Origin of the sequence: Alkalibacter mobilis, from assembly GCF_015594845.1 — a bacterium.
GTDB classification, from domain to species: domain Bacteria; phylum Bacillota; class Clostridia; order Eubacteriales; family Alkalibacteraceae; genus Alkalibacter; species Alkalibacter mobilis.
This window is the reverse complement of the sequence record NZ_JADNRK010000008.1, coordinates 1-23,477: the sequence shown is the minus strand read 5'-3', so window position 1 is coordinate 23,477 and position 23,477 is coordinate 1. Positions and strand designations below refer to the sequence as shown.

Annotated in this window: 22 protein-coding genes; 18 read left to right on the top strand and 4 right to left on the bottom strand. The window is 43.0% G+C overall.

The features are described from left to right. The first annotated feature begins 119 nt into the window (after positions 1-119). On the top strand, positions 120-1,520 hold the full coding sequence (gene amrA, locus IWB18_RS05955) for an AmmeMemoRadiSam system protein A (protein WP_195682703.1): 1,401 nt from the start codon (positions 120-122) through the stop codon (positions 1,518-1,520). A gap of 33 nt (positions 1,521-1,553) precedes the next feature. Here amrA and IWB18_RS05950 read toward each other — a convergent pair whose 3' ends face one another. Continuing rightward, the gene (locus IWB18_RS05950) at positions 1,554-1,844 is read right to left on the bottom strand and encodes a hypothetical protein (RefSeq protein WP_195682702.1); all 291 of its coding nucleotides are present in this window, start codon (positions 1,842-1,844) and stop codon (positions 1,554-1,556) included. A 453-nt stretch (positions 1,845-2,297) separates the two neighbouring features. Between IWB18_RS05950 and pyrB the strand changes: the two genes are divergently transcribed. The 16 genes from pyrB to fdhD all read left to right on the top strand — a co-directional run bounded on the left by pyrB (position 2,298) and on the right by fdhD (position 19,401). Further along, positions 2,298-3,224, top strand: a complete 927-nt coding sequence (gene pyrB, locus IWB18_RS05945; protein WP_195682701.1) for an aspartate carbamoyltransferase — start codon at positions 2,298-2,300, stop codon at positions 3,222-3,224. Then, positions 3,221-3,643 (top strand): aspartate carbamoyltransferase regulatory subunit, encoded by a 423-nt coding sequence (locus IWB18_RS05940; protein WP_195682700.1) that lies wholly within the window; start codon positions 3,221-3,223, stop codon positions 3,641-3,643. The genes pyrB and IWB18_RS05940 overlap by 4 nt, the downstream gene beginning before the upstream one ends. Before the next feature lie 9 nt (positions 3,644-3,652). Then, positions 3,653-4,816: a dihydroorotase gene (locus IWB18_RS05935; protein ID WP_195682699.1), complete on the top strand. Its 1,164-nt coding sequence runs from the start codon at positions 3,653-3,655 to the stop codon at positions 4,814-4,816. Further along, positions 4,791-5,645 carry an orotidine-5'-phosphate decarboxylase gene (gene pyrF, locus IWB18_RS05930; protein ID WP_195682698.1) on the top strand — a complete coding sequence of 285 codons (855 nt, stop codon included), beginning with the start codon at positions 4,791-4,793 and terminating at the stop codon, positions 5,643-5,645. The genes IWB18_RS05935 and pyrF overlap by 26 nt, the downstream gene beginning before the upstream one ends. Continuing rightward, positions 5,636-6,343 carry a dihydroorotate dehydrogenase electron transfer subunit gene (locus IWB18_RS05925; RefSeq protein WP_195682697.1) on the top strand — a complete coding sequence of 236 codons (708 nt, stop codon included), beginning with the start codon at positions 5,636-5,638 and terminating at the stop codon, positions 6,341-6,343. The genes pyrF and IWB18_RS05925 overlap by 10 nt, the downstream gene beginning before the upstream one ends. Then, the gene (locus IWB18_RS05920; protein ID WP_195682696.1) at positions 6,303-7,235 is read left to right on the top strand and encodes a dihydroorotate dehydrogenase; all 933 of its coding nucleotides are present in this window, start codon (positions 6,303-6,305) and stop codon (positions 7,233-7,235) included. Before IWB18_RS05925 ends, IWB18_RS05920 begins: the two co-directional genes overlap by 41 nt. A 21-nt stretch (positions 7,236-7,256) precedes the next feature. Then, positions 7,257-7,829, top strand: coding sequence for an orotate phosphoribosyltransferase (gene pyrE / locus IWB18_RS05915; protein ID WP_195682695.1), 573 nt, complete (start codon positions 7,257-7,259; stop codon positions 7,827-7,829). 12 nt (positions 7,830-7,841) lie between these two features. Beyond that, positions 7,842-8,909 (top strand): carbamoyl phosphate synthase small subunit, encoded by a 1,068-nt coding sequence (locus IWB18_RS05910; protein WP_195682694.1) that lies wholly within the window; start codon positions 7,842-7,844, stop codon positions 8,907-8,909. Beyond that, positions 8,902-12,120 carry a carbamoyl-phosphate synthase large subunit gene (carB, locus tag IWB18_RS05905; RefSeq protein WP_195682693.1) on the top strand — a complete coding sequence of 1,073 codons (3,219 nt, stop codon included), beginning with the start codon at positions 8,902-8,904 and terminating at the stop codon, positions 12,118-12,120. The genes IWB18_RS05910 and carB overlap by 8 nt, the downstream gene beginning before the upstream one ends. A gap of 97 nt (positions 12,121-12,217) precedes the next feature. Continuing rightward, complete coding sequence (locus tag IWB18_RS05900; protein WP_195682692.1) at positions 12,218-13,012, top strand: Cof-type HAD-IIB family hydrolase; 795 nt, start codon at positions 12,218-12,220, stop codon at positions 13,010-13,012. 95 nt (positions 13,013-13,107) lie between these two features. Beyond that, entirely contained in the window at positions 13,108-13,554 is a 447-nt protein-coding gene (locus tag IWB18_RS05895; RefSeq protein ID WP_195682691.1) for an RrF2 family transcriptional regulator, read from the top strand. Between the two features lie 12 nt (positions 13,555-13,566). Beyond that, positions 13,567-14,502 carry a cysteine synthase A gene (gene cysK, locus IWB18_RS05890; protein ID WP_195682690.1) on the top strand — a complete coding sequence of 312 codons (936 nt, stop codon included), beginning with the start codon at positions 13,567-13,569 and terminating at the stop codon, positions 14,500-14,502. Between the two features lie 91 nt (positions 14,503-14,593). After that, positions 14,594-15,082: a GNAT family N-acetyltransferase gene (locus IWB18_RS05885; RefSeq protein WP_195682689.1), complete on the top strand. Its 489-nt coding sequence runs from the start codon at positions 14,594-14,596 to the stop codon at positions 15,080-15,082. A 217-nt stretch (positions 15,083-15,299) separates the two neighbouring features. Next, the gene (gene fdhF / locus IWB18_RS05880) at positions 15,300-17,981 is read left to right on the top strand and encodes a formate dehydrogenase subunit alpha (protein ID WP_195682767.1); all 2,682 of its coding nucleotides are present in this window, start codon (positions 15,300-15,302) and stop codon (positions 17,979-17,981) included. Positions 17,982-18,017: 36 nt separating this feature from the next. Next, positions 18,018-18,623 carry a molybdenum cofactor guanylyltransferase gene (gene mobA / locus IWB18_RS05875; protein WP_195682688.1) on the top strand — a complete coding sequence of 202 codons (606 nt, stop codon included), beginning with the start codon at positions 18,018-18,020 and terminating at the stop codon, positions 18,621-18,623. A 7-nt stretch (positions 18,624-18,630) separates the two neighbouring features. After that, positions 18,631-19,401: a formate dehydrogenase accessory sulfurtransferase FdhD gene (gene fdhD / locus IWB18_RS05870; protein ID WP_195682687.1), complete on the top strand. Its 771-nt coding sequence runs from the start codon at positions 18,631-18,633 to the stop codon at positions 19,399-19,401. Between the two features lie 28 nt (positions 19,402-19,429). Here fdhD and IWB18_RS05865 read toward each other — a convergent pair whose 3' ends face one another. The 3 genes from IWB18_RS05865 to IWB18_RS05855 form a co-directional block, all read right to left on the bottom strand. Continuing rightward, on the bottom strand, positions 19,430-19,723 hold the full coding sequence (locus IWB18_RS05865) for a MoaD family protein (protein ID WP_195682686.1): 294 nt from the start codon (positions 19,721-19,723) through the stop codon (positions 19,430-19,432). A 2-nt stretch (positions 19,724-19,725) separates the two neighbouring features. Continuing rightward, positions 19,726-21,615, bottom strand: a complete 1,890-nt coding sequence (locus IWB18_RS05860) for an aldehyde ferredoxin oxidoreductase family protein (RefSeq protein ID WP_195682685.1) — start codon at positions 21,613-21,615, stop codon at positions 19,726-19,728. A gap of 122 nt (positions 21,616-21,737) precedes the next feature. After that, on the bottom strand, positions 21,738-22,076 hold the full coding sequence (locus IWB18_RS05855; protein WP_195682684.1) for a zinc ribbon domain-containing protein YjdM: 339 nt from the start codon (positions 22,074-22,076) through the stop codon (positions 21,738-21,740). A gap of 308 nt (positions 22,077-22,384) precedes the next feature. On the opposite strand from IWB18_RS05855, the gene IWB18_RS05850 reads away from it, so the two are divergent. Then, positions 22,385-23,347: a HEAT repeat domain-containing protein gene (locus IWB18_RS05850; RefSeq protein WP_195682683.1), complete on the top strand. Its 963-nt coding sequence runs from the start codon at positions 22,385-22,387 to the stop codon at positions 23,345-23,347. Positions 23,348-23,477: the final 130 nt, after the last annotated feature.

The following is a 23,477-nucleotide window of genomic DNA, read 5'->3' as shown; positions in this document are numbered from 1 at the left end:
TTAAATTTTTTTTAACTGTTTATCTAAGTGAATTCTACGATATAAATAAGCTGAAAGGATTTATGTGTATCGATGAATTTCAAACAAATTTTATGAAAAATCGTAAAGAGGTGTTTTAAATGAGTATTAAAGCATTGGCAATTTCCCCACACCCTCCCATTCTGATACCGCAGATAGGGAGAGGCGAAGAGTATAGAGCCAAGAGCACGCTTGAAGGAATGGAAAAGATGGCCAGATTCGTTGCAGATGTGAAACCTGAAGTCATTTTGATAATCTCTCCCCATGGCAATATGTTTGCCGACGGAGTATGCATCTTGGATGAAGAATTGTTGGGAGGAGATTTTTCTGATTTTGGTTATGAAGGGTACAGACTAAAAAAAAGGGTAAACAGTTCCATAGTACAGGCAATCAAAGCGAGCACCGAAAAATCCGGTGATCCCTGCATATTTATGGATCGGGAAAAAGCTTCCTATTATGGGACCAAGGCTTACCTGGATCATGGCGCATTGGTTCCGCTATACTTCATAGAAAAATACTGGAAAGATTACCAAATAGTCCACATAACCCCGGGACAGATGAGTTTGAAATCCACTTACAAATTCGGCATGACATTAAGAAAGGCCATAGATGAAACAAAAATTGAGACATTGATACTGGCCAGCGGTGACTTGTCACACTGCCTTAAGGATTCGGGACCCTACAGCTTTGCCAAAGAGGGACCGATATTCGATCAAATACTGGTAGAGAGCATCAGGGAAAACAGGTATATGGATATCGTCAAAATGCAGAAACACATATATCAACCTGCAGGTCAATGTGGTCTAAGATCCATAGTAATGGCTCTTGGTGCGGCAGATAAAATGGTAACCGATCCGGAAGTTTACAGTTATGAAGGACCTTTTGGAGTTGGCTACATGACGGCAGGTATCGAGATCAAAGGTGAGAGCGATCATTCCATATGGAGTGAATTGACGGAAAGCCTTTCTGTAGACGAGTATGTGGCGCTGGCTAAAAAAACCGTTGAGCAGTGGGTTTTAAATGGAAACAAACTTGATTGGAATGAATATCGCAAAGGTATTCGCAATAAGGATTTTATCGAGACCATCGACAATAGAAGAGCAGGAGCATTTGTTTCGATTCATTCTGACGGAAACTTGAGGGGGTGCATAGGCACTATAAAACCCACAGAAGTTACGCTGGCTCGGGAAATAATAAACAATGCAGTTGAAGCCTGTGCATTTGATCCCAGATTCAATTCCGTCGAGCCTTGGGAATTGGAAAAACTGGAAATAAAGGTGGACATTTTGGGCGCTCCTGAAGAAATCAAGGGTAAGGAGGAACTCGATGTTAAGAAATACGGTGTGATCGTGGAAAAGGGGAATAGACGTGGTCTGCTACTGCCGGATCTGGAGGGAGTCGATACTGTGGATCATCAAATCGAAATCGCAAAGAGAAAAGCCGGGATCCCATTGGAAGAGGATTGCAAACTGTATAGATTTACAGTCGAAAGGCATGGATAGGGAAAAACCCCCGTGAAAACGGGGGCGTCCTGATTATTGCGGTCTTTTCTGAGGCTTGGCCAAATCAAAAATCACTATTGAGGTGAAAGCCTGGCGCTTTTCCTTGACGTAGTAACTTTCTGCGATGGCATTCTCTATTTTAATTACATCACCTTCGTTGATGTCTTGCATTTTATCAACTGCGTTTCCAACAATGCGGCCTCTCCATTGCATGTACTCGTACTCGCCTCTCTTGTTCTTTTTTGAGGTTGAGAGATTGCATTTGATGAACTTTTCTTGCCTGTCTAAACCGAAAACTTTAGCATAACCTGATACGTTGAACATTGTATCACCACCTTAGTTTTGTCGAAACCCAATATATCACACTATGCCTGAATAGTAAAGAAAAATATAGCAAATTAAAATTAAAGGATTAAGTTAGATTAAAGGTTTGTGTTTTAAACTGTGGTCATTATAAAGACTATCCCCCTTTATAATGATGTTTGATTTATACCAAGTTGGCCGGGAGATTCCATTCAGGAGTCTTCCGGTCTTTACGTTGTCCAGATAATTATTGACAAACGACCCGGGTTACTGTATCATTGTTTTAATAAAAATTACTTTTAACTTAGTACGAGATGCTAGGAAGGTATGCATAGATACAGACATTAAGATAGTTTTGTCTGGTCGACAAAAGTCTGCGTTAATATGCCTTCTCAAATTTTTGGGGAGGTTATTTTGTGCAAAAAACTTTATTGTGCATTTCCTCATCCATATAACAGGATTGGAGTTGTAACTATGAAAAACATAAAACACTTGATCGAACCCGGAGACTTTACAATAGAAGAATTGGACTCATTGTTCAGACTGGCTGATGCAATTATTGCAGATCCGAATAAATATTTGGATAGGTGCAAGGGAAAATTGTTGGCCAGTCTTTTTTTTGAACCTTCCACCAGAACAAGATTCAGTTTTGAATCGGCCATGCTGAGACTTGGAGGTCAGATAATCGGGTTTGATGATCCGGCGGCATCGTCAACATCCAAGGGGGAATCCCTTGCAGACACGATCAGAACAGTAGGTTGTTATGCAGACATAGCCGTATTGAGGCATCCCAGGGAGGGGACTGCGAAACTTGCTTCAAAATACTCTGAGGACATGCCGGTAATTAATGCCGGAGACGGGGGGCATCAGCATCCTACGCAGACATTGACTGACTTGATGACCATAAGGCATTACAAAAAAAGGCTCGACGGACACGTGATTGCGATCTGTGGGGATCTGAAGTTCGGAAGGACCATACACTCCCTGGTCAAGGCCATGAGCAGGTACGAGGGGGTAAGATTCATATTCATATCACCGGAAGAGTTGCGGATGCCTTCATATATACTGGAGGGCTTGGATGAATCCACATACATGCAAACAGATCAATTGGAGAGCGTGATCCATGAGGCTGATATTCTATACATGTCCAGAGTACAGAGAGAAAGATTTGTAAGCGAAGAAGAATATGAAAGGCTTAAAAATTATTATATATTGGACAAGGAAAAATTGACGGGTGCAAAGGACGATATGATAGTTATGCACCCACTTCCAAGGGTGAACGAGATCTGCGAAGAAGTGGATGATGATCCCAGAGCTGTGTATTTTCATCAGGCCAGGTTCGGAATGTTCATTAGGATGGCGTTGATCCTGAGGTTGTTGAATATGGAGGTGGAGCAATGATAAACGTTTCAAAAATCAAGAAGGGCATCGTTATAGATCACATAGCCCAGGGGCAGGGCTACAAGATATTTTCGCAGCTGAAACTTGATGAAATAGAAGATGTGGTAGTCTTGCTGAGAAATATCCCAAGTAATAAAATGGGTAAAAAAGATCTTATCAAGATCGAGACGGAAATACCACTGGATTTGACTGTACTGGGACTGATAGATCCCAACATTACCATAAACATCATCAAGGACGGGCTTAGAGTAGATAAAATAAAGCTCACGCTGCCTCTGAAGGTCACCGGCATACTCAAATGCAAAAATCCCAGATGCATTACTCAACACGAGAAGGTGAAGGATGTGGAATTCATATTGGCGGATGCGGCTTCGAGAATATACAGATGTGAATACTGTGATTCACACACATCCCTTTAAGGAGGAATCATGAAGATATCAAATGTACGAATAATAGATGCAAACAAGGATTTTAAAGGCAGCATAGTAATAGAAGAAGGGATTGTCAAAGAAGTGCTCGAAAATCAAGTGCTTGAAGGTGAAGGCGTACTGGATGGAAAGGGTATGTGCCTTATGCCTTCCTTCGTAGACATGCACGCACATATGAGAGAACCGGGATTTGAATACAAGGAAAACCTGGAGACGGGACTTTCAGCTGCACTGCGGGGCGGGTTCACTCAAATATGCGCCATGGCCAATACAAATCCTGTGATGGATTCCTTTGAGAAAATCAAAAAAAACCTTGAAAAAGCTCGAAAACTGGAATTGGCGGACATGATACAAGTCAGCGCAGTCACCCGGGATTTTGAAGACGAAAGTGGAAAAACAGTTGATTTTGAGCGGATAAGGGAGCTGACACCCATATTTTCAAATGACGGCAAAAACATGGCCAACATGAAAGCGATGGAAGAAGCGCTTACAAAATCCGCACAACTGGATTTCGTACTCTCGTGCCACTGCGAGCCGGAAACTGAAATGACAGATAAATACATTGAAGCGGCAGGGAGATGGGGCGGTAACATTCATATTTGCCACATAAGCAAAAAAGAGACCCTTGAAGCAATAATAAAAGGTAAAAATAAAGGGCTTTCCCTAACTTGCGAAGTGACTCCGCACCATATATTCGGATGGGAAAATCCATATCCCGTAGCTCCGCCGCTGGCCGCAAAGGAAGATGTGGATGCTCTTATAATGGGGATAAAAGACGGATATATCGACGTGTGTGCCACCGATCATGCACCGCATACTGCGGAAGACAAAAAAAACGGAATGCCCGGAATATCAAATATCGAGTACGCATTCTCCGTTTACCATACGGTTTTTGAAGGCAATGGAATTTCTATTAACAGGTTGAGTGAGATGATGAGCGAGAAACCGGCAAAAATCCTTGGATTAAATACTGGAACCATTGATCCAGGGAAGGAAGCCAACCTGGTTTTGGCAGATTTGGATAGAGAATATGTCATAGACACGAATGAATTTTTGTCAAAAGGGAAAAATACGCCTTTTGAAGGATGCAAAGTAAAGGGAAAAATAGAAATGACCATAAAAAGGGGAGTTGTCAAATATGATAATGGACAAATTATACGCTAAAGCCAAAAACAAGGGACCTGTGTGCCTGGGTTTGGACACGGACACTACATACATGCCAAAATGCATAACGGATCTGGATGTGGGTGTTGGAGAGAAGATTTTCAGATTCAACAAGGAGGTCATCGATGCCACTAAAGATGTAGTCGGTTGTTACAAAGTGCAGATCGCATATTATGAGGCTTTGGGAATGGAAGGGCTGAAGGCTTATTCCGATACGATGAAATATATTAAAGAGGCAGACGAAATTTCAATAGGAGACGTTAAAAGAGGAGATATAGCTGCAACGGCCGGCATGTATGCCAAGGGACATTTTGAAGGAGATTTCGAGGCCGACATCATAACAGTGAATGGTTATATGGGGGAGGATGCCATTTCTCCGTTTTATCCTTATATAACTGACAAAGAGAAAGGGTTGTTCGTACTTTTAAGAACTTCAAACAAAAGTGCGGTAGATTTACAGGACGTTGAGGCAGACGGAAAAAAACTCTATATGCATATGGGAGACCTGATAGAAAAGTGGGGAGCTTCTTTTGTGGGCGAGAATGGATTCAGTTCTATCGGAGCAGTAGTTGGTCTTACATATCCGGAAGAATTTTCGATGTTGGCAAAAAGATATCCAAACATGTTTTTTCTGGTGCCCGGTTATGGTGCACAAGGAGGGACAGGCAAGGATTTTGCGGCCGTGCTGAAAGAAAGTTCATGTGCAGTTGTAAATTCATCAAGAGGCTTGATAACGGCCCACAAAAATAAGACCGAAGATTGGGATTTTTCCGAGCAAATCAGAAATGCAACTCTTCGCATGAAGGAGGACATCGTTCAGTGGCTGTGATATTGGAAAACAGAGATCTGGGAGATTCAATGTTTCTCATGATCACGGATCACGGGGTGGATTCGGCACCCGGTCAATTCTACATGGTGAGGGGATGGGACAAATACCCCTTGTTGTCAAGACCGATCAGCATCTTTGACAGCGACGGAAAAACCACGAAATTTTTGTACAGGGTCGTCGGGGAAGGAACAGATTTGCTTTCAAAGCTCAAACCCGGAGATGAAGTGCAGTTACAGGGACCTTACGGAAATGGATTTCCAGAGATAAAAGGTAATAGGATAGCTTTGGTCGGGGGAGGAATTGGAACAGCCCCATTGTATTTGGCGGCCAAAGAAATCAAACGGAAAAATCCGGAAAAAGAACTGGTGCTTTATTTGGGATTTGAAAACTCCAGCCATGCCCAGGAATTGTTTGAAGATATCGAAGCGGATGCAAGGTTTAAAATCGGGGGGTACATTACTGATATAATAGACTTCAAATCTCATGACGCTGTATTGACTTGCGGTCCTGAAGCAATGATGAAAGCGGTTTTTCATGAAGCGAAAGATATATGTGGTGAGATATACGTTTCCATGGAGAAAAGAATGGCATGCGGTGTCGGTGCGTGTTTGGGGTGTACCTGCGAAACAAAGGCGGGAAACAGGCGTACTTGCAAGGATGGCCCGGTTTTTGAAGGGAGTGAGGTATTCTTTGAATAGATTGATAACAAAGTTAGCCGGATTTAATATGAAAAACCCCGTAATAGCCGCCAGCGGAACTTTTGGGTACGGACATGACTACGAACAATATTATGATCCGTCCATTTTGGGCGGGATAAGTTCGAAAGGTCTGACACTTAATCCCAAACCCGGAAATAAGGGTATCAGGCTTTGGGAAACGCCCAGCGGACTTCTCAACAGCATTGGGCTTGAAAATCCCGGTATCAGGGCATTTGCCCGGGAAGTCTACAAGATGAGCGAGATAGACACCATGGTCATAGTCAACCTGGGGGGAGACAATCTTGAAGAGTACATAGAAGGGGCGAGCATATTGAATGACAGCCCCATTGACATGATCGAACTCAACATTTCTTGCCCCAATGTGAAGGCCGGAGGCATGGCCTTCGGGATGCAATGTGACAGCGCTGCACTTATAACGAGAGAGATCAAGAAAGTTACCAAACATCCGCTCATGGTGAAACTCTCGCCAAATGCGCCAAATGTTGCGGACGTGGGAGTTGCGTGTGCAGAAAGCGGAGCTGACGCACTTTCTCTGGTAAACACATTTCAAGGAATGGCGATAGACATCAAGACAAAAAAAGCGGTTTTCGAAAATACATACGCAGGATTGTCGGGGCCGGCCATCAAACCCATCGCATTGAGAATGGTGCACCAAACTGTCAAAGCCGTATCCATTCCAGTAGTCGGTCTGGGTGGCATTTCATCCTGGCAGGATGCGCTGGAGTTCATTATGGCGGGAGCAACGGCAGTCCAGATAGGGACCGGAAACTTTCCAAACCCCAATCTGGGTAAAGAGATAGTGCGTGGACTGCAAAAATACTGCGAGAAAAACGGCATCATAAACATAGATGAAATAAGAGGCATCATATAAAAAAGTGGATGGAGGATTCGCATGGAGACAAAAACTATTGAGATATTAAAAGATACACAGGCATTTTTGGAAGGTCATTTTCTGCTTTCTTCGGGAAAACACAGTGAAGGGTATGTGCAATGCGCAAAAGTCCTGAGTTTTCCCGACAAGGCTGCAGCTGTCCTGGAGCCTGTGGTAGAGAAAATCAAGGGATTGGGGATCGAAAAAGTTGTAGGACCCGCCATGGGAGGGGTCATTGTCAGTTACGAACTGGGAAGACAACTGGGCAAGGAATCCGTGTTTACAGAAAGAAAAGACGGGATCATGGAGCTTAGAAGAGGATTTGAAATCAAAAAAGGTGAAAAAGTCATAATTGCGGAAGACGTTGTAACTACCGGAAAATCTACCATCGAGACAAAAGAGGTCCTGGAGGCGCTTGGTGCTGAGGTGGTAGGAGTAGCGTGCATAGTAGACAGAAGGGGCAAAGATGTTGAAATAGGGATCCCGGTGTACAGTTCGGTGAAACTTGATATAGCCACATACGACCCTCAGGACTGTCCGGCCTGTAAAAGAGGGGAAAAGGCTGAAAAACCGGGAAGTCGGGGGAACATGTAATTGGAGGGTGATATGAGAGCTTATCTTCAACTTGAAAATGGAATGATATTTGAGGGAAAGGCTTTTGGCAAGGTGCAGGACATATCCGGAGAAGTAGTGTTCAATACCGGAATGACTGGATACCAGGAGTTGATGACCGATCCTTCGTATTATGGGCAGATAGTGGTTATGACTTATCCTCTGATAGGAAACTACGGAATAAACCTGGAAGACTTTGAATCGGACGGACCCAAAATAAGAGCTTTGATAGTCAGGGAAAAATCCAATAGCCCAAGTAATTTCAGATGTGAGATGGATTTGGACAGCTATTTGAAATACAGTGGTGTAACAGGCCTGGAAGGAATAGACACGAGAGCCCTGACCAAAATAATCAGAGACAGGGGAACCATGAGAGGGCTCATAACGGGCAGGATGTTGACGGACTCCGAACTTAGAAATAGATTGTCCGAATACGACAATTCAAGAGCCGTATACGAAGTTACCACACCTGAAGCATATACGGTGGAGGGAAACGGAAAGCATGTTGCTGTCATGGACTTTGGCATCAAAAACAATATAATCCGGTCATTCAAGGAAAAAAACTGCAAGGTAACGGTTTTCCCGGCCACGGCATCATGGGAAGAAGTTCTGGAAGCGGATCCAGACGGGATATTTTTGTCCAACGGACCGGGAGATCCACAGGATTACAAGGATATCATAGAAAATGTAAGAGTTCTGATAGAAAAAAAACCTACAATCGGAATTTGCCTGGGGCACCAATTAATAGCATTGGCCTTGGGTGGAAACACCGAAAAATTGAAATTTGGACACAGGGGATGCAATCACCCCGTAAAGGATCTGAAAATGGACAGGGTATTCATAACATCCCAAAATCACGGTTATGTCGTATCGGAAGTTCCGGACTGCATGGAGATAACACACGTAAGCATGAATGATGACAGTGTAGAGGGGTTGAGGCACGTAAACAAACCGGTAATGTCGGTACAGTTTCACCCCGAGGCTTCTCCGGGACCGTCGGATTCGGACTACATATTTGAAAGTTTCATAGAAATTTTGGAGGAGGTGGGCCAGGATGCCTAAAAGAGATGATGTAAAAAAAGTGCTTGTAATTGGCTCCGGACCCATAGTGATCGGTCAAGCCGCTGAATTTGACTATTCTGGAGCTCAGGCCTGCCAGAGCCTTAAAGAAGAGGGCGTAGAAGTTGTATTGGTCAATTCCAACCCTGCAACAATAATGACAGATCGCGAAGTTGCCCATAAAGTATACATCGAACCTATAACCCTTGAATACGTTGAAAAGATCATTGAAAGAGAAAGACCGGACAGTCTGCTTGCAGGAATGGGTGGACAGACGGGACTTAACATGGCAATTGAACTCTACGACAAGGGGATATTGGACAAATACAATGTGAAGGTGATCGGCACATCCATAGAATCCATCAAAAAAGGTGAAGACAGGGAAGAATTCAGAGAACTGATGGCCCAGATAAATCAACCGGTAATCGAAAGCAAGACTGTAAACACCTTGGAAGAGGCGAAGGAATATGCGCTGAGGATAGGTTATCCTGTAGTAGTAAGGCCTGCTTACACACTTGGCGGATCAGGCGGAGGCATAGCGGATAATGAAGAGGAATTGACATCGATCGCTGCCAGAGGCCTTCAATTGAGCAGGGTAAAGCAGGTACTGGTGGAAAAGAGTATCAAAGGCTGGAAGGAAATCGAGTATGAAGTCATGCGGGATACAAAAGGAAATTGTATAACTGTCTGCAATATGGAAAATATAGATCCCGTGGGAATACACACGGGTGACAGCATAGTTGTGGCACCCAGCCAAACTTTGAGCGACAAGGAATATCAGATGTTGAGAAAAGCATCGCTGGACATTTTGGAGGCTGTTGGAATAGAGGGCGGCTGCAATGTTCAGCTGGCGCTGGATCCTCACAGTTTCAAGTATGCGGTAATAGAGATCAATCCGAGAGTAAGCAGATCGTCAGCCCTTGCATCCAAAGCAACAGGATATCCAATAGCAAAAGTTGCGGCTAAGATTGCTCTCGGCCTCGGGTTGGACGAGATAAAAAATGCAGTCACCAAGAAGACGTATGCATGCTTTGAACCAAGTCTTGATTACGTGGTAATCAAAATCCCCAAGTGGCCTTTTGACAAATTCTACGGGGCGGACCGAAAATTGGGGACAAAAATGATGGCCACCGGAGAAGTAATGGCTATAGGCAATAATTTTGAAAGCGCATTTTTAAAGGGACTCAGGTCCTTGGAAATCAAAAAGTACGCATTGGATCACAAGGAAGCTAAAGAACTCACGTTGAGCGAGCTGAAAGAAAAAGTAATGTATCCCAACGACGAAAGAATGTTTTATCTGGCGGAACTTCTCAGGTGGGGATACGACATGCACAAACTTTCAAAAGATACGGGAATCGACATCTTCTTTTTGGACAAAATAAAGTGGATAGTGGACAGGGAGGAAGATTTAAAGAGGACAACTGTAGAGGACATGACAAAAGACATGCTGCTCCAACTTAAACATAAGGGCTTTTCCGACAAGGGAATAGCTGATCTGCTAAACGTAGATCCCAATCATATTTACGAGTTGAGGAGGATGTGGGACATAAAGGCATCTTATAAAATGGTCGACACGTGTGCAGGAGAGTTCGAAGCCTTGACACCTTACTATTATTCCACTTATGACAGCGAAGATGAAGTTGTATCAAACCCAGGGAAAAAGATAATGGTAATCGGATCCGGCCCTATCCGGATCGGACAGGGTATCGAATTTGACTACTGCTCCGTTCACTGCGTGAAGGCTTTGCGGGACATGGGGATAGAAACGATAATCGTCAACAACAATCCCGAGACTGTAAGTACGGATTTTAACATTTCGGATAAATTATACTTTGAACCGCTGACAGAAGAAGACACCTTCAATATCATAGAAAAGGAAAAACCCGACGGGGTGATCCTTCAATTTGGAGGGCAGACGGCAATAAAGCTTGCAAAGTTCTTCAAGGAAAAAAATGTTCCGGTACTGGGTACGGATCCCAAAGCCATAGATGATTCTGAAGACCGTGAAAAATTTGAAGAAATACTTGAAAAGTTGAGCATCCCGCGCCCCAAGGGCAAAGGGATATGGAGCCTGAAGGATGGAATGGAATGGGCGGAGGAACTTGGATATCCTGTATTGGTAAGACCTTCCTATGTTCTTGGAGGACAGGGCATGGAAATTTGTCATCATGTTTCAGAACTTGAATTTTATTTGAAGGATGCTTTTGAAAAGGATTCAAAGAATCCAGTCCTCATAGACAAGTATCTGGAGGGCATGGAAATCGAAGTTGATGCGATTTGTGACGGAGATGACATACTTATACCGGGGATCATGGAGCATCTTGAAAAAGCCGGAATACACTCGGGTGACAGCATTAGCATTTATCCTTCCATCAACATAGGTAAAGACATAAAGGAAAAGATCGAAGATTACACCAAAAGGATCTCAACCGAGCTGAGAGTAAAAGGAATGGTAAACATACAATTCATAGAGAGTGAAGGTGAATTGTACATAATAGAAGTAAATCCAAGATCTTCCCGTACTGTGCCTTATATAAGCAAGGTCACGGGGGTGCCGGTAATAGACATAGCTACTAAAATCATGTTGGGAGAAAAGCTTAAGGACCTTCCTTACGGGACAGGAGTCTATCCGGAGGCTGAACTCACCTGTGTCAAGGTACCGGTTTTCTCTACGGAAAAACTTCCCAAGGTAGAGGCAAGCCTTGGGCCGGAGATGCGTTCTACAGGAGAAGTCCTGGGAGTGGGCAAGACTTTTAAGGAGGCCTTGTACAAAGGGCTCATAGCCTCGGGTGTCGACATGTCGGCTAGAAAAAGAAAGGTAGTCGTAACCTTGAGACCGAAAGACAAGGAGAAATTTTTGCCTTTGGCCTTGAAAATGAAAAGTATGGGATATGAATTCTTTGCAACTGAAAATACGGCTAAGAGACTGGAAAGCGAGGAGATCCCGACTACAAGGATAAACAAGATCGAAGAAGGATATCCCACCATCATAGATATCATCAGGGAACAAAACATAGATATGGTGTTCAACACTCCCACTAAGGGCAATGATTCCAAGAGGGATGGATTTGCAATAAGGAGAACAGCAATCGAGTCTTCAGTCGAGCTGATGACAAACCTTGACAAGGCATCGGCAATGATAGACATTTTATTCGAGGAGATTGCAGTTGAAAATACGGAAATTTACGAATTGTCCGAATATGGGATCAGATAAATAATAAATCAAGAGTCGGGTTCAAGACGAATCCGGCTTTGGTTTTTCAAGATGTTTGTGGGTATAAAATACAAAACGAGAACATGGAGGAGAAACGTTGATAAGACTTTTGGCACTGGATATAGATGGCACCTTGCTGGACAAAGAGAATAAAATCAGGGACACTGTTAGGGAAGCGGTCAAAACTACACTGAAAAAGGGGATCGAAGTGGCGGTTTTGTCAGGAAGAAATTATGACGGAATGAAAATGTATATAGAGGAATTGGGTCTTAAAGGAATGGCTGCGGCTGCAAACGGAGTTCAAATAGTAAACATTGCGTCAAATGAGATAGTTTGCCAAAAGGAAATGGACCCTGAAATCTCTAAAGATATTATAAATGAGGCCGTCAAGCTCGACTTGACAATTGTGAATTTTGCGGGATTGATGGTCTATACCGAGGGATTTGAAGGCATACCACCCGAGTACATAAAACCGTTGAATCAAAAATTTGTGTTCATCGAAAATATAATGGAACACGTTAAAGAAAATACTCCCATCAAACTTTTGATGGTGGGAGAGAGGGAAAATTTGGATGAGTTCAGACTTTACGTTGAAAAGTCTTACGGTAACGAATTAAATGTAGAATACAGCATGACAAATCTTTTGGAGGTTTATTCAAAAGGGGTGGATAAGGGAAAGGCCCTGGAATATCTAATGAAATTTTACGGAATAGGTAGACATGAGACTCTGTGCATTGGCGATTCAGAAAACGACATAGCCATGTTTCAGGTTTCGGGAACGGCTGTGGCCATGGGAAATGCCCCGGAACATGTCAAGGAGAAGGCAGATCAAGTCACTGAATCGTCCGAATGCGACGGTGTGGCTTTTGCAATCGAAAAATGGGTTTTGTGATATTTGGTAAAAAATTTGCATATGTGATTGACAAACACGCTTAAAGGGTATAACATATTAAACAAATAGGAATAGTTGCTTTAGGGGGTGAAGTTGTGAAAATATCGACAAAAGGAAGCTATGGAATTCGGGCAATGGTGGATCTGGCCGTACACTATACCGGAGAACACGTACCGTTGGGAAGCATAGCAGAAAGACAGGATATATCCGCAAACTATCTGGAGCAGGTCTTTTCAATTCTTCGAAAGGCAGGGTTTGTAAAGAGTGTAAAAGGGGCTCAAGGTGGTTATCATCTTGGACGCAAGGCTGAAGATATCACTGCCGGAATGATTTTAAGGACACTGGAAGGAGACTTGTCGGTCATAGATGAAGCAAAAGAAGCAAAGTCTCCCCACAACAGCATACAATATTATTTAAAAGACAATTTATGGAATAAGATAAACCGAAGCGTGGAAGAAGTGGTGGATAGCATCACTTTGGAAGATTTGGCAAATGGATACAAAGAACAGTTTAATGAAACAGAAGTGATGTATTATATTTAAGGAGGGAAAATCATGGCAAATATTGCAAAGAGTATCGTAGACTTGATAGGAAACACGCCTTTGCTTGAGCTTAACAACTACGGCAGTGAGATGAATCTTGTAGGAAGGATCTTGGCAAAGCTGGAATACTTTAATCCTGCCGGTAGTGTTAAAGACAGGATCGGTTACGCAATGATCAAGGATGCGGAAGACAGGGGGATATTGACAAAAGATACTGTCATAATCGAACCTACGAGTGGAAATACAGGAATAGCACTGGCATTTGTAGCAGCGGCTAAAAAATATAGATTGATTTTGACCATGCCTGAAACCATGAGCGTTGAAAGGCGGAATCTACTTAAACAACTGGGTGCCGAGATAGTTTTGACTCCGGGGAGTGAAGGAATGAAAGGTGCTATATCAAAAGCTGTGGAGCTGGCAAAAGAACATGAAAAAGCCATTATACCACAGCAGTTTGAAAATCCTGCCAATCCCAAGATCCACAGAGAAACAACTGCCCAGGAGATCTTGCGGGATACAGATGGAAACGTGGATATTTTTGTTGCGGGGATTGGAACCGGTGGAACTACCACAGGTGTTGCCGAAGTTTTAAAGAAAAAAAATCCGGATATCCAAATCGTTGCAGTAGAACCTTTCGATTCCGCAGTCTTGTCCGGTGAAAAAGCTGGGCCTCATAAGATCCAGGGGATCGGCGCAGGTTTCGTCCCGGGGGTGCTTAAAACAGACTTGATAGATGAAATTTTAAAAGTGAAAAACGAAGAAGCCTTCACAGCGGCAAAAAAAGCTGCATCCACTGAGGGACTCTTGGTTGGAATATCATCAGGTGCAGCACTTCATGCGGCTACGGTGTTGGCGCAACGAGAAGAAAACAAAGGGAAGAATATTGTGGTGATCCTGCCGGACACTGGCGAAAGATACCTGTCCACTCCTTTGTTTCAGGAAAATTAAATGAACTAAATCCCGGATTGATTCGAATCCGGGATTTTTTTGTTGCCGTGATGTATAATTGTTGTGTCAGTTTAATATCTGGGAGGTATTTATGATAAGGGAAGCAGTATTAAAGGACTTGAAAGATATCTTGAGAATTTTCAACTACAATATCAAAAACACAACTGCCGTATATCATTATGATGAAAGGTCACCTGAAGAAATGAGGCACTGGTTCGATTTAAAAATCCAACAGGGATTTCCGGTCATCGTTGAGGAGATGGAAGGTGAGGTTGTTGGCTTTGCCACTTTTGGCACTTATAGACCATTTCGAGGATTCGATAAAACGGTTGAACATTCTATCTACGTCGATGCAGAGTACCGTGGCAGGGGGATCGGAAAAAAGTTATTGTTTGCATTGATGGATTTGGCAAAAGAAAAAAGATTTCATATAATGGTAGCCTACATTGATTCCGAGAATGCCGTGAGCTTAAAGATTCATGAGAACGCCGGTTTTTTTTACTGCGGAAAAATTAAGGAGGCAGGGTATAAATTTGAAAAATTTCTGGATCTGGTCATAATGCAATATTTTTTGGAATAATTTATTTGCCTGCGATGGGTCATTACTTGCAAAAGTATGTTAGAATGAAAAATGTCCGTTGTTTTTGATCAAGAAGTCAAAAACCTTTGTTTGAAAGATATCTAAATTGACTTTTAGTGCTTGGTAGGATAAAATTACATCAAGATTCTGCCTGTAAATACAAGCAATCGGATTAAAAAGAAAACGGTATCATACATAAAGGAGTTGAAGCGTGAAAATGATCAAACTAACGATTGACAATCAAGTGATTGAAGTCGAAAAAGGGACTACAGTCCTGGAAGCGGCCAGACAAGCCGGAATAGAAATACCTACATTGTGTCACGATCCGCGTTTGGAGTCGAGTTTGGGTGGAGCGTGCAGGATGTGTTTGGTTGAAGTCCAAGGGGCCAGAACTTTGTCTCCATCGTGCACAATGCCTGCTACTGAGGGCATGGTGGTATCCACCAGAAGTGAAAGGGTCGTTCAAGGTAGAAAAGTTGTGCTTGATCTGATATGGTCAAGGCATCCACATGACTGCCTGACTTGTTCTGCGGCAGGAAACTGCAAGCTGCAAGACTACAGTTTTGAATATGGAGTTAAAGGATCGAGATTTGAAAATCCGGAAGAACCAGAATTTCCTCTTGATCACTCAAATAAATTCTACTATTACGACAGAAACAAATGCATACTTTGCGGAAAATGCGTCAGAGTTTGCAATGAGCTTCAACAGACTCATGCGATAGGAATGAGCGAAAGAGGGTTTGACACACACGTTTCTCCACCTTTTGAGGATCCGCTGGCTCAATCCAAGTGCGTATCCTGCGGAAACTGTGTAAGCGTTTGCCCCGTAGGAGCATTGGTTCCGAGAAGAACAGACAGATTTAGATACTGGGAAGTTCGAAAGGTTAGAACTACCTGCTCTTTCTGCGGTGTTGGATGTCAGATGGAATTGCTGATAAAAGGCGATAAAATAGTTGAGGTAGCACCTTATGCCGGTGAATCCAACAACAACATGCTTTGTGTCAAAGGCAAATTCGGTTACAAGTTCGTCAACCACGAAGACAGGTTAAAGACTCCTTTGATCAAGAGAAATGGAACTTTTGAGGAAGCTACGTGGGAGGAAGCTCTCGATTTGGTAGTTGACAAACTCAAGAAGACAAAAGAAGAATATGGTCCAGATGCAGTTGCAGGTTTCTCGTCTGCAAGATGCACCAATGAAGAAAATTATCTGTTCCAAAAATTGCTCAGAGCAGTTGTGGGAACAAACAATGTAGATCACTGCGCCAGACTTTGTCATGCATCGACTGTAGCAGGACTTGCAACGACCTTGGGCAGTGGAGCCATGACAAACAGCAATCTTGAAGCATTGAAATCAGACTTGATATTGGTATCCGGTTCCAATACTACAGAGTCGCATCCGGTGATAGGAGCCCATATCCAGCAAGCCAAGGAAAAAGGTGCTAAACTGATCGTAGCAGAGCCGAGAGAAATCGAATTGGCAAAAGAAGCAGACATATTCCTTCAAATCAAACCTGGAACCAACGTGGCATTCTTCAATGGAATGATGCATGTAATAATAAAAGAAGGTCTTCAAGACAAGGAATATATAGCGGCAAGAACCGAAAATTATGAAGAACTTGAAAAAATCATGGAAGCATACACACCTGCCAAAGTTGCCGAAATTTGCGGTATAAACGAAGATGATCTCGTCAAGGCGGCAAGAATGTATGGTGAAGCCGACAGAGCTGCAATATACTACTCCATGGGCGTTACCCAACATTCTACCGGAACCCAGGGTGTCATGTCCGTATCGAATCTTGCACTTCTTTGCGGAAACATCGGCAAGGAAGGCGCCGGAGTAAACCCGTTAAGGGGACAAAACAACGTTCAAGGAGCTTGCGACATGGGTGCGCTTCCAGGAGATTATCCAGGATATCAGAAAGTTTTCGATCCAAAAGCTCAAGAAAAGTTTGAAAAAGCCTGGGGAGCGAAATTGTCCGATAAAGCTGGTCTGACATTGACAGAAGTATTGAACGGTCTTGACGACGGATCTTTAAAAATGTTGTATGTAATGGGTGAAAATCCAGTCGTATCGGATCCCGATACAAAACACGTTGAAGAAGCGCTGAGAAAGGCAGATTTCATAGTAGTTCAAGACATTTTCATGTCTGAAACCGCCGAGTTTGCCGATGTGGTACTTCCGGCAGCATCATTTGCTGAGAAAGACGGTACTTTCACAAACACGGAAAGAAGAGTCCAAAGAGTAAGAAAAGCCATTGAACCAATTGGCAGTTCAAAACCCGACTGGATGATCTTAAGCGATATAATGAACAGAATGGGATATGAAGCAAATTATAAAAATCCCGGTGAGATCATGGACGAAATCGCTTCAGTAACACCTCAATATGGTGGGATTTCATTTGACAGGATCGAAGAAGAAGGCCTGCAGTGGCCATGTCCTACAAAGGATCATCCGGGTACAAAGGTGCTCCATACAGAGTCCATGTCCAGGGGAAAAGGTTTGTTCAAACCTGCAGACTATATTGAAAGTGCTGAAACTACAGACAAGGATTATCCTTACATCATGACTACCGGAAGAATTTTGTACCACTATCACACTAGGACCATGACAAAGAGAGTCAAAGGGATAGACATCATGTTCCCGGAATCCTATATAGAGATAAATCCGGTTACTGCAAGCAGACTTGAGCTTAAGGATGGCGACAAGGTCAAAGTAGGCTCTAGAAGAGGAGAGATCGTTACAACTGCAAAAGTCACTGACAAAGTAGATGAAGATGTAGTATTCATGCCTTTCCATTTCTATGAGAACGGAGCCAACACATTGACTCAGGCAGCCTTGGATCCTATAGCGAAAATCCCCGAGCTGAAAGTAAGTGCAGTCAGATTGGAAAAAGCGTAAGAATTCACTTTGTATGATTTGAAATGAGGAGAGTCTATGAGGGAGTTTGGAACAGCCATAGTATTGGCCGGAGGAAAGAGCAGCCGCATGGGTTTTGACAAGCAGAAATTGATAATCCACAATTGCAGGCTGATGAATAGAATAACCGAAACGCTGGAAAAAAGTTTTGAAGAAATCGTGCTGGTTACGCAAACACCCGAGGATTACGAAGGACTTTCACTTAAAACTGTAAAGGATAAAATTGCCGGCATGGGTCCCCTGGGAGGGATCCATGCCGGTCTTTTGGAATCCACATCCAAGTTTTCCTACGTGTTTGCCTGTGATATGCCGGTAATAGACATGAGCTATGTCGATTTCATGAAAGAAAAATTGGCCGGATCAGATTATGAAGGATGCGTCACCAGATACAAGGATTGGATAGAGCCCTTCAATGCATTCTATTCAAAGGAATTGATCAATGGGATCGAGGATTACTTGAAAGAAGGCAGGAAATCGATTTTTAAATTTCTCGAAAGAAGAAACATTTTTTATATTCCAGAAAGCGAAGCCCGAGAGTTCAGCCCTGATTGGGATATGTTTTATAATTTGAACACCAAGGAAGATATAAACGGTTTTGTTAACAAAGCTAAGGAAAGTTGTTGATTGGCTGATGATTGAAACTACAAAAAAAATTACCATAAAAAAATACAGGGATGGTTTTTTTGAGACTGACGATGACGTGGTCGTTGAATACAGTTTGGCCATCTACTTGAACAACAACTATTTTGTATCGCTGCTGTGTTCCCCGGAACATCTGGAGGAACTCGTATTTGGGTATTTATACTCCGAAGGGATAATCGCTTCAAAAGACGATGTCTTAAGCATTTCCATAGACAGCGAAAAGGGAAAGGCCGTACTGAAGCTTTCCAGAGAAGATATTTTTAAATTTTCCGGTGATCAGCTGATAGGCGAAACTACCGTCACCACAGCTTGCGGGAAGGGTAGAAAAGTAGTGTTTCCCGTGGTGAGAGAGGGTAGCGATGAAAAAATCCGGGCCATCGAGGTGCAACCCGAGGATGTGTTCCGTATGGTAAGGGATTTCAACAAGTCATCAGAGTTGTTCTTAAAAACCGGAGGAGTACACAGTTGCGCACTTTGTACAAAAGATGAGATCTTATATTCCAGAGATGATATCGGTAGACATAATGCATTGGAAAAGATACTTGGAAAAGCCTTGATCGACGGCATCGATTTGAAAGACAAGGTTGTTTTGTCTACCGGCAGGATGTCTTCAGAAATCGTGGATAAAGTTATACTGAGAGGTATCCCGGTGTTGATCAGCAGATCGGCTCCTACCGATGAGGCAATCAACAGAGCGAAGAAAGTGGGACTGAAGCTCATTGGATTTGTCAGGGGAGAAAAAATGAATGTATATACATAAGAGGTGCCCCAGTTGGGGGCGCCTCTTTTTAACCGCCCCCAACTGGGGGCATTACAATAAACTCATCACCGTCATCTACTTTAGTTTCCAGCCCGTCAAGAGCCATAATGGTCCTGCCGTTTAGCAGGTAAACCATGCCGCGGGCGGGTCTTCCATCTTGTATCAGCTTATCTCTAAGGGTTTTGCCATAAACTGATGTTAATATGTCGATTATGTCCATTACGGTGGAATCGGATTTCAACAAGATTTTTTGACTCTTCTTGCCACCCAGATATTTTTCGAAACTGTATATGGTTTTAACAGTTATCTCGATTTCAGACATATTTACAGCAGGCCCTTTTCTTTTAATTTGACTATTGCTTCATCCAGACCAAGTTCAGACAATCTTTCTTCGGTGGGGACTCCTTCCTTAGTCCAATTTCTAGAGTCGTAATAATCGTTGAGCATCATTTCAAGTTCCTCCGGGCTGACGTAATGTCCTTTGGAACCACCTTCCTTGATGGGTTCAGTCAATATCCTTTCCGGATAAGTGTCGTCGGCTTTTGTAAGACCTGCAGTAAGGTTAAAAGCTCTTGCAAGATTGTTTACTCTGGCTCCGATCACCATTACGTCTTCCTTCTTTATGTCAAGTCCTGTTGCTCCGCTGACCATGTCGGCAGTATTTTCTTCGGCCATATGAGGAAGGGCCATGTCGATCAGAAAACCACACATTGTTGGACAGTCGCACGTAGCCGATCTTAAATCCTGATTGTACATGGTAAGCCAGCCTTTGCCTTCAGGAGTGAACCTGTCGTAGGCCTTTGGGATCTCTGCTCCAAAAATCTCTTGCGGAGCATATCCTCTGTTGTGGTCCGCTCCGGTATAGGAAGTCACGTAATTTAATCCATGAGCCTTTGCGCCTCTTGGATCGTAGGCAGGAAATTCCAAACCCTTGACATGCATTGCGTATTTCTCGCTGCCCTGTCCGATCTGCTCCGCCAAGACTTTTGAGCCGTCGCACAGAAGACTTCCGATACCTTCGTTTCTATATGCAATTTCAGTTATGGCGTCTACCATGGCCTCGTCATTGCCGAATCTTAAATCCAATCCGCTTGTCTGTTCTTTGCTGAGAAGACCACTTTCGTAAAGTTCCATGGCAAAGCCTATGGTAACTCCGACAGAAATAGTATCAAGGCCCAGCTTGTCGCAAAGATGGTCAGCGTGTATCACTGCATCATGATTCTTGACACCTGTGCAAGAACCTAGACTGTAGTAGGTTTCGTACTCGGGATCGGACATGGTGCCCTGATACTTAAGATTTCCGCCTCTGGCGAGTTTCATTTGCGTACACCCCACTGGACATCCGTAACAATGCTCATTGCCCAAAGTTCTTGCTACGCTTGATTCAGCTCCGAGACTTTCGGTATAATCGTCTTCCCCGGTGTTTCTATAATTTTCAGAGGGAAAAATCCCCAACGCTGAAGTTGCATCCACGACCATTGGAGTTCCGAGTTTTGAGAAATGTGGATAAAGCATGGGACTTTCCTTCATGCCTGCAAGCATGGCACTCCTGGCCTTTTTGAAAAGTTCTTCATTTCCGATTGGGACTTCTTTAGTGCCACGAACAGCAATGGCTTTCAGGTTCTTCGAACCCATAACGGCGCCTACTCCTTTTCGCCCAAAAGCCCTTCTTTCGTTGATGATAGCAGCCATCTTCGACAAGTTCTCGCCGGCAGGACCGATGCAGGCGATCCTTGCAGATTCTTCCTTCAATTCCTGTTTCAGCACATCTTGGGTGTCGATGGTATTCATTCCCCAGATTTTGTCCGCCTTCCTTATGGAAACGTTATCATCCTTGATCCATAAGTAAACCGGTTCTTCCGATTTTCCTTCTATGATCAAAACGTCGTAGCCTGCAAATTTCAATTCTACGGGGAAATAACCGCCTGACAAGGCCATTCCTACAGCATTTGTCAAAGGTGATTTGGTGGTGACCGCCATTCTGCTGGCGCATGGTGCCGATGTTCCGCTCAAGGGGCCGGGAGCAAAAATCAACTTGTTTTCTTCGCCCAAGGCATCCGTGTCTCCGGGTACTTCATCGAAGAGATATTTGATTCCAAATCCGGCGCCGCCTATAAAATCTTTGGCTATTTTTTCCGGTAATTCCTCAGTGGTGATTTCTTTCGTGGAAAGATTCACTCTCAAGACCTTTCCCATGTAACCTCCTGTGTACATCCAAAATACCTCCCTAAATTTGTAGTAAGTTCAAAATATACTATAATTATATAATACCACTAAAATGCAAAAAAAAACACCACGATGAACGTGGTGGGCAATTCATAAGGGACATATAGGTGCTAAATCTTTTTTACGAATTCTGACTTGAGCTTCATGGCGCCAAAGCCATCTATTTTGCAGTCGATGTTGTGATCGCCTTCGACCAGACGGATATTCTTAACTTTGGTACCCATTTTAAGTGGCTGAGAACTTCCTTTTACCTTGAGGTCTTTGATGATTGTAATTGAATCTCCATCGCTTAGGATGTTTCCGTTTGCATCCTTGAAAATATTTTCTTCAACGGAACTTTCTTCTTCAACTGCTGCCCACTCATAAGCGCATTCCGGACAAATGAAAAGGCTACCGTCCTGGTAGGTGTATTCCGAGTTGCATTTGGGGCAATTTGGGAAATTTTCCATAATAATTAAACTCCATTCCTGATTATTTAGGCATGTTGCAGACCTGTGGACTTTCAACGTGCCTGATAATGCTACCATAACATTCTTTTTATTACAAGGTTTACACTAATGAACCAAGATATAAGTTGTGAGAAATCCCAAAAGAAAACCGGTAGGGATCAAACTTTGAATCTAGTGTGATTTTAATCAGATCAATATCCTTCGATAGGGTAGAAATTACACTGAAAAATTGTTTGAAGTTTTGTTTCAGGTAGAGTAAATATCATGTGTGAGATATAATTAAATCAAAAGAACGGGGTGTGTGGCAAATGAAATCTAGGAGTTTTTATGTGGCGTTATTGGGATTACTATTATCTTTCGTTATTATGTTGTCGGGATGTGCCAGACCAAGTGTGGAAAAATTAATAATGGACAAAGATATCAGCGGCCTTATAGATGCCCTGGGATACGACAAGGGAGATGCGGAGAGTTATGATAATGACATCAGAAAAGATGCATATGATGCTTTGATCGATGTTGGAGAAGAAGCGGTTCCGCTGCTAATAAAAGCCATTAAAAATAAAAATGAAATGATTATAAGCTCTGCGATTGAAATATTGGCAGATATAAAAGACGAGAGGGCTGTCGAACCTTTGATCGATGTTTTGGACGACGAAGCGCTGGAAATGAAAGCATTGTTTGCGCTATGTAAAATTGGGAGTATTAAAAGCATTGATGCTTTGATGGAGTACAGCGATCAGGACATAGTAAAAAAAGGTGGTCTAATAGAAATAAATATTAATTATTGTAAGCCGGCTGCAGAGGGATACGAAGTTGAAGCTACACCTTATCAGTCGGCAGAACCGGGGATTCATCCCGTTGTCATTATGGATGATGGAGAGTTTTTAGGATCTAGAATGGGCAGATTTAATAATGATCCCTACAATTGGAATGAATATTTACCAATTGAATGGCAGGCACTGGGAGAACCAGGATCCATACAACTGGTATTGACTTGGGGAGAAATTGAAAAAATCATATTGGACGAAGTTTACTATGGTCCGGCAACTGATCCGATCATAGGGAAAAGATCACAGGAAAAGAGGCTTGTTTATTTGAGAGAAGCTGTTACCGGCCGTGTAGTGACAAGTGCCACATTGATAGGAGAGCAACCTGATCGATTGCCGGATATGGTTTGGGATGACTGGGAGGATTTTGAATATTTGGGTAAAGTTACTCCTAAAGAAGTCATTGATTGGCTTGAAGAATATGTTGTAATATCGGAAAAATAAAACAGATAACGTATAATTAATTTCGCAAAAACAAAATAACGAAAAATGGACGTGTCCATAGCCGTTTGGTAAAATCAAGTTACCACACAAAATCGAACCAAAGGAGGCTATGAAACATGTCCGATAACAT